Below are 17,847 nucleotides of genomic sequence, written 5' to 3'. Positions count from 1 at the left end.
CGTACGCCTCGGCTATAAACGCAGTTCGACACAGCAATGCCGGGCTGCTATGTCCATTTCCGGGTGCGAGGGATTACACTCCCGCGGACAACAACTTCCGCCGTTGCTGGTTCGACACACGACAGGATCAGACATGCCGAATCGCATTTCGGATCTTTCTCTGAATGTGTATGTGACATCGGAAACCCTCGAGCGCGTCGTCCAGACCGTGCGCGAGGTGGTCGACGATCATCTGCAGGACCGCGACGTATTCGCCTGGCGCTTCACCCTGCCGGTGGACGCCGACGACCCGGCGCACGCCGAACTCGAAACCCGATGGCGCGCGGCGCATCCCGAGGCCGACCCGGCCGAACGCGGCACCTACGAGATCGCACTGAGCCTGGTCGGCGCCGACACCGAACTCACCGACGCCGATATGGCCCAGCTGGAACTGCACTTATGCCAAGGGATTTCCGGCGTAGCCGGTGCCGATATCCCGTTCTCGATCCGTGCCATGGCCCGCGCCGACGTCGATCTCGACACCGAGCGCGAACGAATCTGACTGCCGCCCAACGACTCCCCGTCCGCCTGCCCGGCGACCTGAGTCGCCGGGACAGCGGAAGGTTCAGCCCGCGGCGCGGGTGGACCGCGCCGGGAAGTGCCGGATCAGGCCCTCCTGCACGGTGGTGGCGAGCAACTCGCCGCTGCGCGAGAAGAACCGGCCGGTGGCCAGCCCGCGCGACCCCGAGGCGACCGGGGATTCGGTGGCGTACAGCGCCCATTCATCGAAGCGGAACGGCCGGTGGAACCAGATCGAATGATTCACCGTCGCCGCGACGATCCGGTCCAGTCCCCAGGACAGGCCGTGGGTGGTGATGATCGAATCCAGCACCGTGGTGTCCGAGGAATAGCCCAGCGCCGCCACATGCAACAGCGGGTCGTCGGGCAGCCGTCCGTCGGTGCGCATCCATACGCGGTTGTGGTTGAGCCGCTCCCCCGTGCCCTTCAGAATCCAGGCCGGGTCGTTGGTGTAGCGCATATCGATCGGGTGCGGCGCCTTGATGAACATCTCCAGCTTGTCTTCCAAGCCTTCGAAGCTCTCCTCGACCCGGGGCAGGGTCTCCGGGTCGGGCACCTCGGGCAGCGGATGCCCGTGCTCGAGACCCTTGTTCCAATCCTGGAACGCCGCGAGCATCACGAACAGCTCTTGGTCGTCCTGGTAGGCGGTGACGGTGCGGTTGGCGAACGCGCGGCCGTCGCGGTGCCGGTCCACTCGGTACTCGATCGGCTTCTTCGTGTCGCCGCCACGCACGAAGTGCGCGTTGACCGCGTGCACGGGCCGGTCGCCGACCGTGCGGCCCGCCGCGATGATCGCCTGCGCGACCAGCTGGCCACCGAACGTGCGGCTCCACACCTTCTCCGGGTGCTGACCGACGAACACGTCCTCGTCCATCTGCTCCAGATCGAGCAGACCGAGCAAAACGTCGAGATCAGACCGTCCGGCGGCCGACGTGTCGACCACCGTTCCACCAAGAGACCCGCTCATAGACTAGTGATCCTCCTCGCCGATGCGATGTACGTGGATCAGATTAGTGGAACCGACAGTACCGGGCGGGGAGCCCGCGACGATTACCACCAGATCACCTTTTTGGTATCGCTCCATAGAGAGAAGTGCTACATCGACCTGGTGGATCATCGCGTCGGTGCTGTCCACGGTCGGCACGATGAAGGTCTCCGTGCCCCAGGTCAGCGCGAGCTGGCTGCGCACCTCCGGCAGCGGCGTGAACGCCAGCAGCGGCAGTGGGGTGTGCAGCCGGGCCAGGCGGCGCACGGTGTCGCCGGACTGGGTGAACGCCACCAGCGCCTTGGCGTTGAGCCGTTCGCCGATGTCGCGGGCGGCGTAGGAGATGACACCGCGCTTGGTGCGCGGCACGTGGGTCAGCGGGGGCACCCTGGTCGACTCGGTCTCCACCGCGTGCACGATGCGCGCCATGGTGCGCACCGTCTCGATCGGGTAGGCGCCGACCGAGGTCTCGCCGGAGAGCATCACCGCGTCGGCGCCGTCGAGCACCGCGTTGGCCACGTCGGAGGCCTCGGCCCGGGTGGGGCGCGAGTTCTCGATCATCGACTCCAGCATCTGGGTCGCCACGATCACCGGCTTCGCGTTCTCGCGCGCCATCTGGATGGCCCGCTTCTGCACGATCGGCACTTGCTCCAGCGGGAGCTCGACGCCCAGGTCACCGCGGGCGACCATGACCGCGTCGAACGCGAGCACGATCGCTTCCAGGTTGTCGATGGCCTCGGGCTTCTCCAGCTTGCCGATCACCGGCACCCGGCGCCCGACCCGGTCCATCACGTCGTGCACCAGCTCGACGTCGGACGGGGACCGCACGAACGAGAGCGCGATGAAGTCCACGCCGAGCTTCAGCGCGAATTCCAGGTCCTCGATGTCCTTTTCGGACAGCGCGGGCACCGAGACGTCCATGCCGGGCAGCGAGACGCCCTTGTTGTTCGAGACCGGACCGCCCTCGGTCACCCGGCAGACCACGTCGTTGCCGACGACCTCGATGACGGTGAGTCCGACCTTGCCGTCGTCGACGAGCAGGCGGTCACCGGGCTTGGCGTCCTTCGCGAGTTCCTTGTAGGTGGTGGAGACCCGGTCGTGCGTGCCGTCGATGTCGTCGACGGTGATCCTGACCTCTTCGCCCGTCGCCCAGACGGTCTTGCCCTCTATGAAACGGCCGAGGCGGATCTTCGGCCCCTGCAGGTCGGCGAGAATGCCGACCGCTCTGCCGAGGTGATCGGAAGCCTGCCGCACCTTCTTGTAGTTTTCGGCGTGATCCGCGTGTTCGCCGTGACTGAAATTCAGCCGAGCCACGTCCATGCCGCTCTCGACGAGTTCGCGGATACGTTCCTCGGTGGCAGTAGCCGGGCCGAGCGTGCACACAATCTTCGTCCGTCGCATCACGGGTAGAGCCTAGTCCGGCCGGGTAGCCATAGCCTGCTGTGCCCCAGGTGAAAGCTGGGTGAAAAAAACGATCGCGACTTGGTGAAACCTACAACTGTTACGAATGGCGCAACGTCGCAGGCCAGCGGTACATATTTGAAACGCGCCCGAAAAATGTTACTCGCTGGTAGAAATTCGCGGCCCCGAATCGGGGGAAATCGCGGTGTCCGCGGACCGTCCCGACTCCTGCCGATCCCGGCCGGACCGACGCGGCGGGCGCGCGGTCCGGCGGGCCGGAAGCAGCGGGCTCAGGTGGCGACGTGGCGGGCCAGCCGGGTCTCCAGTCTGGTCTGGCCGAAGCCGAGGATCAGGCAGATGACCCAGTAGTAGACCGCCGCGACGCCGTAGAGGGCGAAGAAGTCGAAGGTCGGGGCCGCCGCCAGCTGCGCGACCCGCAACAGCTCGGTGACCAGGATGGTCGAGGCCAGCGAGGTGTCCTTGACCAACGAGATCAACGTGTTCGACAGCGGCGGCACCGCGATCCGCGAGGCCTGCGGCAAGATGACCAACCGCATCATCTGCGGGTAGCGCAGGCCGAGCGCCTGCGAGGCCTCCCACTGCCCCTTCGCCACGCTGAGGATGGCCGCGCGGACGATCTCGGCCGCGTAGCCACCGACATTGAGGCTGAACGCGATCACCGCCGCCGGGAACGGATCGATCACGATGTTGAACTGCGGCAGCGCGTAGAACACGATGAACAGCTGCACCAGCAGCGGCGTGCCCCGGATGATCGAGATGTAGAACCGGGCGACCGCGGACAGCGGCCACACCGGTGACATCCGGGCCAGCGCCACGAACAGCGCGATCACCAAACCGATGACGAAGCTGATCGCGGTGAGTGGAATCGTCTTGTTGACCGTGGCCTGCAGCATCGGCCACAGGTTGTGCCAGATCAGTTCCCGAGTGGCGGCATCCATGAACGGCGTCGGCTACTTGCTGACGTCGGTGCCGAAGTACTTGTCCGAGATCTTGGCCAGCGTGCCGTCGGCCCGCAGCTCGGTGAGCGCCTTGTCGACATCGTTGATCAGCGCGTCGTCCTTGCGGGCGGCGAAGGCCTGCTGGCTGGTCTCGCCGGTCTTGCCCGCGATCTTCACGCCGGTGTCACCGGTCTTCTTGGTGTATTCGGCGACGGCGAGGGTGTCGTTGACGGTGGCGTCGACCCGGCCGTTCTTCAGCAGCTGGATGGCCTGCACGAAGCCTTCCACCGCTTCGACCTTCGCGCCCGCGCCCGCCGCGACCTTGCCCCAGTTGCTGGTCGCCGACTGCGCGCAGGTCTTGTCCTTCAGGTCGGCCAGTGTGGTGATGCCGTTGTTGTCCGAGCGGGTGACGATCACGCCGTCGGAGGTGGTGTACGGGCTCGACAGCGCGTACTTGTTCTTACGCTCGTCGTTGATCGTCACCTGGTTGGCGACGAGGTCGAAACGCTTGGACTCGAGGCCTGCGAAGATCGCGTCCCACGGCGTCTGCACGAATTCGACCTTCTTGCCGAGCTTGTCGCCGACGGCCTGGATCACCTCGATGTCGTATCCGGTGATCTTGCCGTCGGCCCCCTGGAAGCTGAACGGCGAGTACGTGCCTTCGGTGCCGACCTTCAACACGTTCGGATCGCTGCTGCTACCGCAGGCAGTGAGCCCGGTGGCGGCGACGATGGCGAGCATGGCGGCGGCGAACAGCTTGCGACGCACGGGTTCCCTCTCTTCGGTGTATGGAGCGCTCCACACACAACACGCAAATCCGGCCAAGGCTACGCCGGTATTTCTGCGAAGAACCCTATATCGATCATGGTGAGTCCAACGGTTGTACTCGCGGAATCATCCGACCAGTTACCCGCGAAGGGCGGGCACCCGGAGGTACCCGCCCCTTGCGCTGTCCGTGCACTCACTCGCGCAGCGGGCGACCGTCACTGTCGGGCACCTTGCCAACCAGCATCAGAATGCCGTCGACGAGCGGCCAGATGCCGCCGATACCACAGGTCAGCCACGTGACCGCGATCTGCGCGATGGCGATGCCGGTGTAGCCGGTGTAGAAGCGGCCGACGCCGAACGCGCCGAGGAAGATCTGGAGTAAGCCCGCGATCAGCTTCTGCTTGTCGGAGAACGGCACACCGAACTGATCACGGCCGTAAGGGGCCTCGGGATCGTTCGGGTTGTAGCCCTGCGGCTGACCGTAGCCAACCGGCGGGTAGCCGCCCGGCTGCTGGCCGTACGGGCTGGGCTGACCGTACTGCGGCTGGGCGTACGGGTCGGCGGGCTGCCCGAATTGCGGCTGCGCGAACTGGTCGGCGGGCTGGGCGTATTGCGGCTGGCCCGCCGTCTCCTGGGGCTTGTTCAGGTCCGGACCCGTACCGGGCGGGCCGTACTGCGGGCCGCCTGCACCTGGGTTCTGCTGGTAGGGGTCGGTCACTGAGATGTCCTCCTCGGTTGTCCGGGACGCTCCCTCATCGGCCCCGGCCTGGATCGATCCGCCGAGCGGGCAGCCGCTCGCGACGATCACGAGACATTCTGGCCGGGCCGACGTAGTTTGTCGCCCCCTCACCGCTCGGGGCATTCTCCCGAATTATCGCGCGCGCGGTGGTTCCGTTATCCGCCGTGGAGAATTCGGAGCAAACCGGTGGCGGTGCCGCCGCGGTGTGCGGCGGCACCGTGCGGTTCAGGACTTGCCAGAGTCGGTGGCGTCCTTCGGGGCGCCTGCCTTGTCGCCGGATTCCGAAGCGGCGTCGGCGGATCCGTCCGCCTCGGCGGCATCCGAGGCGGCGTCGTCCGCTTTACCGGTGGCAGCTGTCGCGGCATCGGCCGCTTTGCCGGTGGCACCGTCGGCCGCGTTACCGGTCGAGTCCGAAGCGGCGGCCGCTTCACCGGCGGACGTAGCTCCGGCGGCCGCCTTACCTGTGGCATCTGAAGTGCCCGCTGCCGCGGCGGCTTCCGTGTCGGCCGCGTCCTCCGCCTTCGCCGCGGCATCGTCGGTCGACCCGTCCGCCGCACCGCCGGACTCCGCCGCGGCTTCGCTCTCGCCCGACCCGGTGGCGTCCGCCGCCTCCGTGTCTGCCGAATCCTTGCTCAGCGCAACGGCACCCGCTGCCGCGCCGGACGCGCCCGCCGCCCGCAACGCGCCGAGCTGCCACGGCCACGGCCGGGGCTCTGACCCGGGTTGCAGCTGCTCGGCCGTCTCCCTGCCCTTGGTCGCGAACACGAAATAGGCGATGGCCGCGAGGAATACGAGCGCGGAGGTGAACGAGTTGATCCGAATGCCCGCGATCTTGGTCGCCTCGTCGTCGCGCATCAGCTCGACGAAGAAGCGTCCGAAGCTGTAGCCGGCCACGTAGAGCGCGAAGAGGCGGCCGTGCCCGATCCGATAACGCTTGTCCAGCTGCACGAGCAGCACGACGATCAGCACGTTCCAGAGCAGTTCGTACAGGAAGGTCGGATGCACGACCTTGTCGACGACGCCGTTGGAGACGCCGTTCATCGCGTCCGGCTTCAGGTTGTCGTCGTAGCGGAAGTAGATCTCCAGGCCCCACGGCAGTTCGGTGGTGCGGCCGTACAACTCCTGATTGAAGTAGTTGCCGAGGCGACCGATGGCCTGGGCGAGCAGGATCGGCGGCGCGATCGCGTCACCCAACGCGGGCAACGGGATTCGATACACCCGGCAGCCGATCCAGGCGCCGACGCCGCCGAGCAGCACCGCGCCCCAGATGCCGAGGCCGCCGTTCCAGATCTGCAGCGCGGCCATGGGGTCGCCGTCGGCGCCGAAATACTTCTGCCAGTCGGTGGCGACGTGATACAGCCTGCCACCGACCAGACCGAACGGCACCGCGAACATCGCGACGTCCAGGATCGTGCCGGGCTGTCCGCCACGATCGCGCCACCGGCGCTCGCCCCACCAGATGGCGACGATGATGCCGAGAATGATGCACAGCGCGTAGGCCCGCAGCGGGAAGGGACCGATGTGCCACACGCCCTGCGGGGGGCTGGGAATGTACGCCAGGACTCGTAAGGTCACGGGGTCACCGTAGCGGAGAACGCGCAACGCGCTGGAACCACCGCACCGATGCCCCACTGGGGATCCGCCCGCCGCCGACCCCGACGCATGGCTCGAGCCGCGCGCAACTCATGCTGACGCGCACTGAACCACCGGCGAATTCCCGCGCGGGAGCACCGAACACGCGCGGCACGCGCCGCGCGAACCGTCAGGAAGCGACGGTCGCCGAGCGCACGCCCTCGGCCAGTTCAGCCGTCAGCGCGCGCACCGCGTCCAGGCTCTCGCCCGCGGCGCTCACCAGCGCCGAACCCACGATGACCCCGTCCGCGTAGGAAGCGATCTCGGCCGCCTGCGCGCCCGAGCGCACGCCGAGACCGACGCCGATCGGGATGTCGGAGTGCGTCCTGATCCGCGCGCACAGGGCGGGCGCGGCCGAGGAGACCACGTCCCGCGCGCCGGTGACACCCATGGTCGACGCCGCGTAGACGAACCCGCGCGAGGCCTCCAGGGTCTTCACCAGACGTTCCTCGGTGGAGGACGGCGCGACCAGGAAGATGCGGTCCAGGTTGTGCGTGGACGAGGCGACGAACCAGTCGTCGGCCTCCTCGGGAATCAGGTTGGGCGTGATGATTCCGGCCCCGCCCGCGGCCGCGAGATCGCGCGCGAAACGGTCGACGCCATACTTCAGCACCGGATTCCAGTAGCTCATGACCACGGCCTGGCCGCCCGCGGCGGTGATCGCCTCGACGACGGTGAACACGTCGCGCACCCGCACGCCACCGCGCAGCGCCTGATCGGCCGCGGCCTGGATGGTCGGGCCGTCCATCACCGGATCGGAGTAGGCGACGCCGACTTCGACGATGTCGCAACCGGATTCGACCATGGTGCGGCACACCTCGATGGAACCGGCCAGATCGGGGTAGCCTGCGGGCAGGTAACCGATCAGCGCGGCCCGGCCTTCGCCGCGCGCGGCGGCGAAGGTGTTCGCAAGGCGAGATTGCTGGCTCATGACTGCGTAGCCCCTTCATCCAACAGCCCGAACCAGCGCGCCGCGGTGTCCATGTCCTTGTCACCGCGCCCGGAGAGGTTGACCAGGATGACCGAGCCGGGGCCGAGTTCCTTGCCCAGCTTCAGCGCGCCCGCCACCGCGTGCGCGGATTCGATCGCCGGGATGATGCCCTCGGTGCGGCTGAGCAGCAGCAGCGCGTCCATCGCCTCGGTGTCGGTGACCGGGCGGTACTCGGCGCGGCCGAGGTCCTTGAGGTAGGCGTGCTCGGGACCGACGCCGGGGTAGTCCAGACCAGCCGAGATGGAGTGCGACTCGATGGTCTGACCGTCCTCGTCCTGCAGCAGGTACGAGTAGGCGCCCTGGAACGCGCCGGGCGTGCCACCGGTGAATGTGGCGGCGTGCCTTCCGGTTTCGACGCCGTCGCCGGCCGCCTCGTAACCCACGAGCCGGACGTCGGCGTCGTCGATGAACGCGTGGAAGATGCCGATGGCGTTGGAACCGCCGCCGACACACGCGACCACCGCGTCGGGCAGCGCGCCCGTCGACTCCTGCACCTGCGCCCTGGCCTCCAGACCGATGACGCGCTGGAAGTCGCGCACCAGCATCGGGAACGGGTGCGGGCCCGCGGCGGTGCCGAAGCAGTAGTAGGTGTCGTCGGCGTTGCTCACCCAGTCGCGCAGCGCCTCGTTGATGGCGTCCTTGAGCGTCTGCGAGCCGGTGGTCACCGAGATCACCTCGGCGCCGAGCAGGCGCATGCGCGCCACGTTGAGCGCCTGCCGCGCGGTGTCGACGGCGCCCATGTAGATCACGCAGTCCAGGCCGAGCAGCGCGCACGCGGTCGCCGTCGCGACACCGTGCTGGCCCGCGCCGGTCTCCGCGATCACGCGGGTCTTGCCCATCCGCTTGGCGAGCAGCGCCTGACCGAGCACATTGTTGATCTTGTGCGAACCGGTGTGGTTCAGGTCTTCGCGCTTGAGCAGGATGCGGGCGCCGCCCGCGTGCTCGGCGAGGCGGGTGCACTCGAACACCGGCGACGGCCGCCCGGTGTAGTCACGCTGCAGCCGGTCGAGCTCGTTGAGGAACTCCGAATCCAGCCGGGACTTCTCGTAGGTCGCGGTGACCTCTTCGATGACGGCCATCAACGCCTCCGGCACGTGCCTGCCACCGTAGACGCCGAAATGGCCGCCCGCGTCGGGCTCGTGCGCGCTGCGGTGGGCGACGCCTGCGCTGGCCGCGGGTAGACCGCTCACCGTCGTCACCGGCCCCGCCGCGCGGGCTTCGGGCAGGACGGGTGGGTACCGGCGGTCACCAGCTCGGACACCGCGGCGCGCGGGTCACCACTGGTCACCAGGCCCTCGCCGACGAGCACGGCGTCCGCGCCCGCACCGGCGTAGGCCAGCAGGTCGGCGGTGCCGCGGATGCCGGACTCGGCGATCCGGATGACGTCGGTGGGCAGGCCGGGCGCGATCCGCGCGAACACGTCGCGGTCGACCTCGAGCGTCTTCAGGTTGCGCGCGTTCACGCCGATCACCGACGCGCCCGCCTCGAGCGCGCGGTCGGCCTCTTCCTCGGTGTGCACCTCGACGAGCGCGGTCATGCCGAGCGATTCGGTGCGGTCGATCAGCGAGGAGAGCACGTCCTGCGCCAGCGCCGCGACGATCAGCAGGATCACGTCGGCGCCGTGCGCCCTGGCCTCGTGGATCTGGTACGGGCCGACGACGAAGTCCTTGCGCAGGATCGGGATGTTCACCGTGGCGCGGACCGCGTCGAGGTCGTCGAGCGACCCGTGGAAGCGGCGGCCCTCGGTGAGCACGCTGATCACCCGCGCGCCCCCGTCCTCGTAGGCCTTGGCCAGGCTCGCGGGGTCCGGGATGTCGGCGAGCTCGCCTTTGGAGGGGCTGGCCCGCTTCACCTCGGCGATGACGCCGATGCCGTCTTCGAGCAGGGCCGCGCGTGCGTCGAGCGGGCTCGCCGCCGCCGCCGCGGCCGCCTTGATCGCCTGGAAGTCGAGGAGGGCTTCCCGAGCGGCCACATCCGCGCGGACCCCGTCGAGAATCGAGTCGAGTACCGTCATCTGGCTCGAATCCTTTCTGGGGAGACGGACTTGCTACCTGAGAATCCCCCCAGGCGCTGTCTCACCGATGCTGACAAAGAATAAATGGACGTACCGGCCGCGTTTCCGGCGGGTCTCGTTGTGGACCAGGCAACCAATCCACCCGCAAGGTGGGGCCCGCCACAGCCGTCGGCCGCGGATATCTCAGCGGGCACGACCGCCCGCCTCACCCGTGCCGGTGTCGCCGGGTTGCCCGTCCGAGGTCACGGCGTCCTCGGTCGGGTCGGTGCCCGCGTCCAGGGCATCCCACAGCACCCGCTCGGAGAGCTGGCCGGAATTCGGCGCACCCGCCTGCGCCGCACGCCGCTGGGTGACCTGTTCGGTGGCCGCCGCGCGCCGGAACACCGGATTGTCGTACTTGCCGGACAGTCGCGCGGTGTCCTGTGGCATCCGGGTGAGCAGCGCGCCCGCCCCGAACGCCGCCAGCGCGCCGAGCAGGGCGAGTACGGCGGGCAGCGGCGCGGTGCTCGCCTGGTCCACCGTTGCGCGGGCGGGCAGCTCGGCCAGTTTCGCGGCCCGCTCGGCGATCTGGCCCGAGCTGGTGAGCAGCGCGAAGGCGGGCACCGCGGCGACCGCGGCCACCAGCGCGATGAGCACCCCGAGCAACCGGCGCAGCCAGCCGCGGGTGGCCAGCACCGCCGCGATCGAGGCCAGCAGCATCAGGGCCAGCGGGGTGAGCGCACCGAACCAGACGCCGCCGTTGAGCCGGTCGGTGCGCGGCTCGGTGAGTCCGTCGGTCGAGGTGACCGTCACCCAGGTCAGTCGCGAGGCGCCCCAGAGCGCCGCGGCGGCCAGGGCGAGCAGCACCAGCGGGACGATCGGATACTTGCGTCCCGGCTCGGACGCCCCTGCGGCGTGCTGACTTTCGTCGGTCGAGCTCGGTTCGCCCTCGACTGGAATCCGTTCGCCATCGGCCGGCGGCCGTGCGCCTTCGGCCGGGCTCGATGCGGCTTCCGCGGGGCTCGATACGCCTTCGGCTGAAGTGCGCTCGCCTCCAGCCGGGCCTCGCTCGCCTTCGGCCGGGGACGGGTCGGGTTCACTCATGCCTGTGCCTCGTTGACGCTCGCCACAGGCATGCGCGAGACACACTGTTGCATGATTCGCTCTCTTCGCTCGCTCATGCGGTGTCGCCGTTCGTCGCGTCCGGCTCGGCGCCGAACGCGCGCACCGTCTTCGCGGCGGCGATCGCGCGCAGCACCGCCATGGCCTTGTTGCGGGCCTCGACGTCTTCGTACTCGGGATCGGAGTCGGCGACCACGCCCGCGCCCGCCTGCACGTAGGCGGTTCCGTCCTTCAGCAGCGCCGTGCGAATCGCGATCGCGGTGTCGGCGTCGCCCGCGAAGTCGAGATAGCCGACGACGCCGCCGTAGACGCCGCGGCGGGTGGGCTCGAGCTCCTCGATGAGTTCCATCGCGCGCACCTTCGGCGCGCCCGACAGCGTGCCCGCGGGGAAGCAGGCGCGCACGGCGTCGAGCGCGTTCTTGCCCGCGGCCAGCCGGCCCGACACCGTAGAAACCAGGTGCATCACATGGCTGTAGCGCTCGATGTGGCGGTACTCGGTGACCCGCACCGTGCCCGGCTGACAGACCCGCCCGAGATCGTTGCGGCCGAGGTCGACGAGCATCAGGTGCTCGGCATTCTCTTTCTCGTCGGCGAGCAGACCCTTCTCCAGCAGCAAGTCGTCCTCTTCGGTGGCGCCGCGCCAGCGGGTGCCCGCGATCGGATGGGTCGTCGCCACCCCGTCCTTCACCGTCACCAGCGATTCGGGGCTGGAGCCGACGATGGAGAACGCGGTGCCGCCGTCACCGTCGGGGATGTGCAGCAGGTACATGTACGGGCTCGGGTTCGACGCACGCAGCATCCGGTACAGATCCAGCGGGGCGCCGTCGTAGTCCATCTCGAAGCGCTGCGACAGCACCACCTGGAACGCCTCGCCCGCCTCGATCTCCTTGACCAGGCGACGCACCCCCGCGCCGAATTCGTCGGTGGTGCGCTTGCGCCGGTACTGCGGGTCGGGCTGATCGAAGACCGAGACCGTGGAGGGCGCGGGGGCCGCGAGCGCCTCGGTCATCCGGTCCAGCCGGGCCAGCGCCTCGTCGTAGGCCTCGTCGACCCGTTCGGCGGTGCCGTTCCAGTTGACCGCGTTGGTGATCAGCGTGATCGCGCCCTCGTGATGGTCGAACGCGGCCAGGTCGGTGGCCAGCAGCAGCACCATCTCCGGCAGCCGCAGATCGTCGAGCGCCAGGTTCGGCAGCCGTTCGATGCGCCGGACCGCGTCGTAGCCGAGGTAGCCGACCATCCCGCTGGTCAGCGGCGGCAGGCCGGGCAGCCGCTCGGTGCGCAGCAGCTGTAGCGTCTCGCGCAGGGCCACCAGCGGGTCACCGCCGGAGGGCGCGTCGACCGGGATGGCGCCGAGCCACGCCGCCTCGCCGTCGACCACGGTCAGCGCCGAGGGGCTGCCCGCGCCGATGAACGACCAGCGCGACCACGATCGCCCGTTCTCCGCCGACTCGAACAGGAAGGTTCCCGCCCGGTCGCCGGCCAGCTTGCGGTACGCGGAGAGCGGAGTTTCGGAGTCCGCCAACACCTTTCGGGTCACCGGTACCACTCGATGCTCCGCGGCCAGCTGGTGGAACTGTTCGCGGGTCGTGGTGGTTGGAGTCGACGCGCCGTGCATGGGGCCATCATCCCAGGTACCTCCAGCGCCTTTTCGCGCGCACCCTGACTCTGTTCACTTCCACCACAAAAGCAACCGTCCGGTTCCGATGCCGCGCACAGGGCTGTGATCGACGTCTCTACACTCGCTCCGTTCCATCTCGCACGCGGTATCCATATCGAGAGGAGTCAACCGATGTACCCCTCGCAACCGGAGGGCAGGCACGCCGCACCGGGTGGTGCGCCTAACCAGCCCCCACGGATGGTCGGACTGCAGTCGAACAAAGCCGCCCAGGCGGCAGGCGCGCAGAGCGCGCTAGCCACCTTCGTCACCTACGCGAAGGCGCTCGAATCGCTCGACCGGAATCACTTTCCGGACGAGTACGCCATGCACGCCGACCGGATCAAGGAGCTCAAGCCGTTCCTGCGCGCCCACGGCATCCTCGACGTCATGCAGGTCAAGAACCCGGAAGTCGCCGCGCTCATCGGCGTCTGACTTCCCATCGGAACGCACCGCGGACGCGAGCCCGGCGCGCACCGTGCACGACCCGTCTCGCGTTCCCGCTGTCGCACCCAAGCACGGCAGCCGGAACGCGAGACACCTTGGGCGCCCGCGCCCCCACGCCCACGCGACACCGGCGCAGTACTGTCTCTTTTATGCGCACAGGTCAGCTCGCTCCGCAGTTCGAGCTTCCCGATCAGTCCGGCACGCCCCGTTCGCTCGACGCGTTGCTCGCGAACGGCCCACTGGTCCTGTTCTTCTATCCCGCCGCCAATACTCCGGTCTGCACGGCCGAGGCCTGCCACTTCCGTGACGTGGCCGCCGATTTCGCCGCGCTCGGCGCCTCCTGCGCCGGCATCAGCGCAGACGCGGTACAGACGCAGGCCGGGTTCGCCGACAAGCAGCGGCTCGGCTATCCCCTGCTCTCCGATCCCGACGGCGTGGTCGCCGCGCAGTTCGGCGTGAAGCGCGGCCTGCTCGGCAAGCTCGCGCCGGTCAAGCGCCAGACATTCGTGATCGATCAGGACCGCACCATCGGCAAGATCATCACCGGCGAGTTGCGAGCCAACGTGCACGCCGACGAGGCGCTGAAGTTCCTGCGCGAGCGCGCGAAGTAGTCCGGTACCGCGCGGTCTCGGCACGGACGTACCGAAACGCCGGATAGATCAGCCCGTTTCCGCCGCTGACCCGGCTTACCCTGGGGGCATGACTGCGACCGAGGGACAGCTGGAGCAGAAGTCGGGCGGGCCCGCGTGGCGGACGTGGATCATCGGCGGGCTGGCCCTGCTCGCACTGCTGGTCGTCGCCTACTTCATCCTCTCCGCGTTCATTCCGCGCTGGTGGGCGCAGCGGATCGCGGAGATGGTGAACGGCAGCTTCGCCAAGGGCATCGGCTGGGGTCTGGTCTACGGCGTCATCTGCACCTTCGTCCCGCTGCTTCTGCTGCTGTTCGCGGTGCGGGTGTGGCGACGACGGGCAGGCCGTTTCCTGGCCGGGGTGGCCGTGGTGCTCGCCGCGCTGGTCGCGATCCCCAACCTGATGACGCTGACCATCGTGCTCGGCGGCAGCAACGCCGCGCACGCCGGGCAACGAATCCTGGACGTGGACGCGCCCGCGTTCCGCGGCGCCGCGCTGGTCGGCGCGATCGCGGCCGCGGTGCTGTGGCTCGCGGTGGTTGGCCTGACCGTCACCCGCTGGTGGCGCAGGCGTCACCCGAAGCGTGCACATGCACAATCGAGCCCGCCCGCCGATGCGGCGAAACCCATGACCGGCCCCGGCGAGCTGTGAGTGAACTCACCTCACCTGCCAACTTCATGACGGTCGAGCGAAGTCGTGGCAAACTCGAAGTCGCGGGTGACTGTGAACACGCTTTTCAATAATCGCTAGGCTTACTAACAAAACCACGTCACTTGGCTTGAAAGAAGGCACACCAGTGACGAAGTGGTTAGACCCCGTAGAACAACGAGCTTGGCGCGCGGTTGTTGCGCTCATGACGCGCCTACCAGGCGCTTTGGATACACAGCTGCAACGGGAATCCGGGGTCACCCATTTCGAGTATTGGGTTTTGACGCTACTGTCCGAGGAACCGGGACATCGACTGCAGATGAGTGACCTCGCACACAAGGCAAATGCATCGCTATCACGGCTGTCGCATGTGGTGTCGAAGCTGGAGCGGATGGGCTGGGCGCAACGTTCGGCTACCGCCGGGCGGCGTGGCGTCCAGGCGGTACTCACCGACGACGGCTATCACAAGGTGGTCGAGGCGGCCCCCGGTTACCTGGATGCGGTGCGGCACATGGTTTTCGACGGTTTGACACCGGAACAGACCGCCCAGCTCGCCGAACTCAGCGACCTGCTCGCCGAGCACCTGACCGACGCGCTCAGCCGCCCGGACACCGGCGCCGAGCGCGCCACGGATCAGGCCTAGCCAGAACCTAGGCCGGATCGGCGAGCAACACGTCCGTATCGAAACAGGTGTGCGTGCCGGTGTGACACGCCGCGCCTTCCTGGTCGACGACCAGCAGGACCGTGTCCCCGTCACAGTCCAGCCGGACCTCGTGCACATACTGCGTGTGACCCGAGGTCTCCCCCTTGACCCAGTACTGCTGCCGCGAACGCGAGAAGTACGTGGCCTTGCGGGTTTCCAGGGTCCGGGCCAGCGCCTCGTCGTCCATCCACGCGACCATCAACACCGCGCCGGTGCCGCGCTCCTGGGCGACGGCGGACACCAGGCCGGCGTCGTTGCGCTTGAGCCGGGCGGCGATGGAGGGATCGAGACTCATGTGTCCGTTTATAACAGGACTCAGACCTGGGCCCGGCGCAGGGCGGCCACGGTGTCATCGCCCGCGTCGTCCAACGCCGCGGAAAGGGTGTCCCGATAGGTGCCGCGCGCGGCCTCGTGCCGCGCCCGCCCCTCGTCGGTGATCACCGTGTAGACGCCGCGCCGATCGTCCGGACAGAGGTCGCGATAGGCCAGACCCGCCGCGTCGAGCCGCCCGACCAACCGCGTCACCGAGCTCTGGTTGAGCCCGAGCCGGTTCGCCAGATCCTGCATGCGCAGTTCCCCGTCCTCGGCCTCGCTCAGGAACCCGAGGGCGCGAAACTCTGAGAGCCCGAGCCCGTGCCCGCGCTGCACCGCCGTCGCCAATCGGCCTTCCACCTGGGCATACAGGGCCGAGAGCCGACCCCACATCTCCTCGTCCCGCAGAGTATTTGACACAACTTATTTGTACATGCATACTTCTCCTCACGCAAGAAAGTTGCACGTACATACAACTAAAGGAGCTGTTTCCGATGGCCTGGATCTACCTGCTGATCGCGGCGGTGTTCGAAGTGGTGTTCGCGCTGGCGACCAATGCCACCGACGGATTCACCGTGCTCGGTCCGTCCCTGCTCACCGCGGCGGCCGCCGCTGGCGGGATCTTCTTCCTCAGCCTCGCGCTGCGCACCCTCGACGTCGGGGTGGGTTACACCGTCTGGACCGGCATCGGCTCGGTCGGCACGGTCAGCCTCGGCACGGTGATCTTCGACGAGGCCCTGAACGCCTGGAAGGTGCTCGCCTTCGTCTTGATCATCGGCGGGGTACTCGGCCTGAAACTCGCCGACACCGTCACCGCCCGCTCGGCCCGCCCCGTCGCCGCCTGATCTCCCCTATTTCACTACCAGCACAGGAGTTTTCGTCATGGCCTGGATCTTCCTCGGCATCGCCATCATCTTCGAGATCGCGTTCGCACTCGGCACCAACGCGACCAACGGCTTCACCAAGCTGTGGCCATCGGTCTTCACCGTGCTCGCCGCGGCGGGCGGCATCTTCACGCTGAGCCTGGCGCTGCGCACGCTGGATGTCGGTGTGGGATACACCATCTGGACCGGCGTAGGCGCGGTCGGCACCGTCATCCTCGGCGCGCTCGTCTACCACGAGAAGATCACCCTGCCCAAGGTCGTGTCCTTCGCGGCGATCATCGCGGGCGCGGTGCTGCTCAAGGTGGCCGCTGGAGCCTGAACCCACACAACGACCCGCTCGGCCACCGGCTGAGCGGGTCGTGTGCGTTGGGGCGTAAACCGTTTCAGCGCGGGCGTGCTCGGTTCAGCTCCCCCAGCAACCGCCAGGTGCGCTGCTCGTCTTCCGGTGTGCCGAGATCGGTTTGGGAGAACACGACCTCCGTAGCGCCGGCGTCGAAGTACTCGGCGACGCGGGCCGCGATCGCGTCCTCGTCACCGAGGGCGACCAGATCCGCCGCGCGTGCGGCCCCGGAGAGCTCGATCGAGCGGCGATAGGACGGAATGTCGTTGTAGAACTACCTCGTGCGAGGCGACAACGGGGCGGCTAGCGGACGACGATGTCCGCGGCGCGCATCGAATCCTTGACCTGGCCGATGGTGAGTTCGCCGAAGTGGAACACGCTGGCCGCCAGGACCGCGTCCGCACCGGCCTGGACCGCGGGGGCGAAGTGCGCCACGGCGCCCGCACCGCCGGACGCGATCACCGGCACGCTGACGGCGGCCCGCACGGCCCGGATCATCGCGAGATCGAAACCGGCCTTGGTGCCGTCGGCGTCCATCGAGTTCAGCAGAATCTCCCCGACGCCCAATTCGGCGCCGCGGGTGGCCCATTCGACCGCGTCGATACCGGTGCCACGCTTACCGCCGTGGGTGGTGACCTCCCAGCCCGACGCCGTCGCCGGCTGGCCATCGGGCACCGTGCGGGCGTCGACGGACAGCACGATGCACTGCGAGCCGAAGCGCTCCGACATCTCGCGCAGCACCTCGGGTCGCGCGATGGCCGCGGTGTTCACCGACACCTTGTCCGCGCCCGCGCGCAGCAGCCGGTCCACGTCCTCGACGGTGCGCACCCCGCCGCCGACGGTGAGCGGGATGAAGATCTGCTCCGCGGTGCGGGTCACCACGTCGATCATGGTGCCGCGATCGCCGGTCGAGGCGGTGACGTCGAGAAAAGTGAGCTCGTCGGCGCCCTGCGCGTCATAGGTCGCGGCCAACTCGACGGGATCGCCGGCGTCACGCAGGTTTTCGAAGTTCACGCCCTTGACCACCCGGCCCGCGTCGACATCCAGACACGGAATCACGCGTACCGCCAACGTCATTGCC

21 protein-coding genes are annotated in these 17,847 nt (G+C 68.3%); 7 read left to right on the top strand and 14 right to left on the bottom strand.

Going from position 1 to position 17,847, the window contains the following annotated elements:
• Nucleotides 1–172: 172 nt before the first annotated feature.
• Nucleotides 173–541 carry a hypothetical protein gene (locus tag F5X71_RS12035; RefSeq protein WP_238815854.1) on the top strand — a complete coding sequence of 123 codons (369 nt, stop codon included), beginning with the start codon at nucleotides 173–175 and terminating at the stop codon, nucleotides 539–541.
• 63 nt (nucleotides 542–604) lie between these two features.
• Here the strand turns inward: F5X71_RS12035 and F5X71_RS12030 are convergent, their stop codons facing one another.
• From F5X71_RS12030 to F5X71_RS11980, 11 genes are all read right to left on the bottom strand, one after another.
• Nucleotides 605–1,525 (bottom strand): acyl-CoA thioesterase, encoded by a 921-nt coding sequence (locus tag F5X71_RS12030; protein ID WP_167462013.1) that lies wholly within the window; start codon nucleotides 1,523–1,525, stop codon nucleotides 605–607.
• Between the two features lie 3 nt (nucleotides 1,526–1,528).
• Complete coding sequence (pyk, locus tag F5X71_RS12025) at nucleotides 1,529–2,947, bottom strand: pyruvate kinase (RefSeq protein WP_174817047.1); 1,419 nt, start codon at nucleotides 2,945–2,947, stop codon at nucleotides 1,529–1,531.
• Nucleotides 2,948–3,234: 287 nt separating this feature from the next.
• Nucleotides 3,235–3,903, bottom strand: a complete 669-nt coding sequence (locus F5X71_RS12020; RefSeq protein WP_167462012.1) for an amino acid ABC transporter permease — start codon at nucleotides 3,901–3,903, stop codon at nucleotides 3,235–3,237.
• Nucleotides 3,904–3,915: 12 nt separating this feature from the next.
• Nucleotides 3,916–4,644 carry an amino acid ABC transporter substrate-binding protein gene (locus tag F5X71_RS12015; protein ID WP_167466411.1) on the bottom strand — a complete coding sequence of 243 codons (729 nt, stop codon included), beginning with the start codon at nucleotides 4,642–4,644 and terminating at the stop codon, nucleotides 3,916–3,918.
• Nucleotides 4,645–4,864: 220 nt separating this feature from the next.
• A complete protein-coding gene (locus tag F5X71_RS12010) occupies nucleotides 4,865–5,389 on the bottom strand; it encodes a TM2 domain-containing protein (RefSeq protein ID WP_167462011.1) in 525 nt (174 codons plus the stop codon).
• A gap of 246 nt (nucleotides 5,390–5,635) precedes the next feature.
• Nucleotides 5,636–6,985, bottom strand: coding sequence for a prolipoprotein diacylglyceryl transferase (lgt, locus tag F5X71_RS12005; RefSeq protein ID WP_167462010.1), 1,350 nt, complete (start codon nucleotides 6,983–6,985; stop codon nucleotides 5,636–5,638).
• A gap of 187 nt (nucleotides 6,986–7,172) precedes the next feature.
• Nucleotides 7,173–7,973, bottom strand: a complete 801-nt coding sequence (gene trpA, locus F5X71_RS12000; RefSeq protein ID WP_167462009.1) for a tryptophan synthase subunit alpha — start codon at nucleotides 7,971–7,973, stop codon at nucleotides 7,173–7,175.
• Nucleotides 7,970–9,232 (bottom strand): tryptophan synthase subunit beta, encoded by a 1,263-nt coding sequence (gene trpB, locus F5X71_RS11995; protein ID WP_167462008.1) that lies wholly within the window; start codon nucleotides 9,230–9,232, stop codon nucleotides 7,970–7,972. Before trpB ends, trpA begins: the two co-directional genes overlap by 4 nt.
• Nucleotides 9,229–10,047, bottom strand: a complete 819-nt coding sequence (gene trpC / locus F5X71_RS11990) for an indole-3-glycerol phosphate synthase TrpC (RefSeq protein WP_167462007.1) — start codon at nucleotides 10,045–10,047, stop codon at nucleotides 9,229–9,231. The genes trpB and trpC overlap by 4 nt, the downstream gene beginning before the upstream one ends.
• A 183-nt stretch (nucleotides 10,048–10,230) precedes the next feature.
• Nucleotides 10,231–11,130 carry a TIGR02234 family membrane protein gene (locus tag F5X71_RS11985; RefSeq protein ID WP_342803767.1) on the bottom strand — a complete coding sequence of 300 codons (900 nt, stop codon included), beginning with the start codon at nucleotides 11,128–11,130 and terminating at the stop codon, nucleotides 10,231–10,233.
• A 73-nt stretch (nucleotides 11,131–11,203) separates the two neighbouring features.
• Nucleotides 11,204–12,763, bottom strand: a complete 1,560-nt coding sequence (locus F5X71_RS11980; RefSeq protein ID WP_167462006.1) for an anthranilate synthase component I — start codon at nucleotides 12,761–12,763, stop codon at nucleotides 11,204–11,206.
• Nucleotides 12,764–12,937: 174 nt separating this feature from the next.
• Between F5X71_RS11980 and F5X71_RS11975 the strand changes: the two genes are divergently transcribed.
• The 4 genes from F5X71_RS11975 (at nucleotide 12,938) to F5X71_RS11960 (ending at nucleotide 15,170) form a co-directional block, all read left to right on the top strand.
• Nucleotides 12,938–13,237 carry a hypothetical protein gene (locus F5X71_RS11975; protein ID WP_167462005.1) on the top strand — a complete coding sequence of 100 codons (300 nt, stop codon included), beginning with the start codon at nucleotides 12,938–12,940 and terminating at the stop codon, nucleotides 13,235–13,237.
• A gap of 161 nt (nucleotides 13,238–13,398) precedes the next feature.
• Nucleotides 13,399–13,860, top strand: a complete 462-nt coding sequence (locus F5X71_RS11970) for a peroxiredoxin (protein ID WP_167462004.1) — start codon at nucleotides 13,399–13,401, stop codon at nucleotides 13,858–13,860.
• Between the two features lie 88 nt (nucleotides 13,861–13,948).
• Nucleotides 13,949–14,530, top strand: a complete 582-nt coding sequence (locus tag F5X71_RS11965; protein ID WP_167462003.1) for a permease — start codon at nucleotides 13,949–13,951, stop codon at nucleotides 14,528–14,530.
• Between the two features lie 202 nt (nucleotides 14,531–14,732).
• The gene (locus tag F5X71_RS11960) at nucleotides 14,733–15,170 is read left to right on the top strand and encodes a MarR family winged helix-turn-helix transcriptional regulator (protein WP_238815853.1); all 438 of its coding nucleotides are present in this window, start codon (nucleotides 14,733–14,735) and stop codon (nucleotides 15,168–15,170) included.
• A 7-nt stretch (nucleotides 15,171–15,177) separates the two neighbouring features.
• On the opposite strand, the gene hisI is transcribed toward F5X71_RS11960, so the two are convergent.
• Both hisI and F5X71_RS11950 read right to left on the bottom strand, forming a co-directional pair.
• Nucleotides 15,178–15,525, bottom strand: a complete 348-nt coding sequence (gene hisI, locus F5X71_RS11955; protein WP_167462002.1) for a phosphoribosyl-AMP cyclohydrolase — start codon at nucleotides 15,523–15,525, stop codon at nucleotides 15,178–15,180.
• Nucleotides 15,526–15,545: 20 nt separating this feature from the next.
• Nucleotides 15,546–15,962 carry a MarR family winged helix-turn-helix transcriptional regulator gene (locus tag F5X71_RS11950; RefSeq protein WP_203218287.1) on the bottom strand — a complete coding sequence of 139 codons (417 nt, stop codon included), beginning with the start codon at nucleotides 15,960–15,962 and terminating at the stop codon, nucleotides 15,546–15,548.
• 74 nt (nucleotides 15,963–16,036) lie between these two features.
• Between F5X71_RS11950 and F5X71_RS11945 the strand changes: the two genes are divergently transcribed.
• Together F5X71_RS11945 and F5X71_RS11940 are read left to right on the top strand one after the other, a co-directional pair.
• On the top strand, nucleotides 16,037–16,387 hold the full coding sequence (locus F5X71_RS11945) for a DMT family transporter (RefSeq protein WP_167462001.1): 351 nt from the start codon (nucleotides 16,037–16,039) through the stop codon (nucleotides 16,385–16,387).
• Between the two features lie 37 nt (nucleotides 16,388–16,424).
• Nucleotides 16,425–16,745, top strand: coding sequence for a DMT family transporter (locus F5X71_RS11940; protein WP_167462000.1), 321 nt, complete (start codon nucleotides 16,425–16,427; stop codon nucleotides 16,743–16,745).
• Between the two features lie 324 nt (nucleotides 16,746–17,069).
• Here F5X71_RS11940 and hisF read toward each other — a convergent pair whose 3' ends face one another.
• Nucleotides 17,070–17,843 carry an imidazole glycerol phosphate synthase subunit HisF gene (hisF, locus tag F5X71_RS11935; RefSeq protein ID WP_167461999.1) on the bottom strand — a complete coding sequence of 258 codons (774 nt, stop codon included), beginning with the start codon at nucleotides 17,841–17,843 and terminating at the stop codon, nucleotides 17,070–17,072.
• Between the last annotated feature and the right edge of the window lie 4 nt (nucleotides 17,844–17,847).

It is taken from the genome of Nocardia brasiliensis (assembly GCF_011801125.1).
GTDB lineage: Bacteria > Actinomycetota > Actinomycetes > Mycobacteriales > Mycobacteriaceae > Nocardia > Nocardia brasiliensis_C.
The sequence above is the reverse complement of the archived record's forward strand: the minus strand, read 5'-3'. Positions and strand labels throughout refer to the sequence as shown.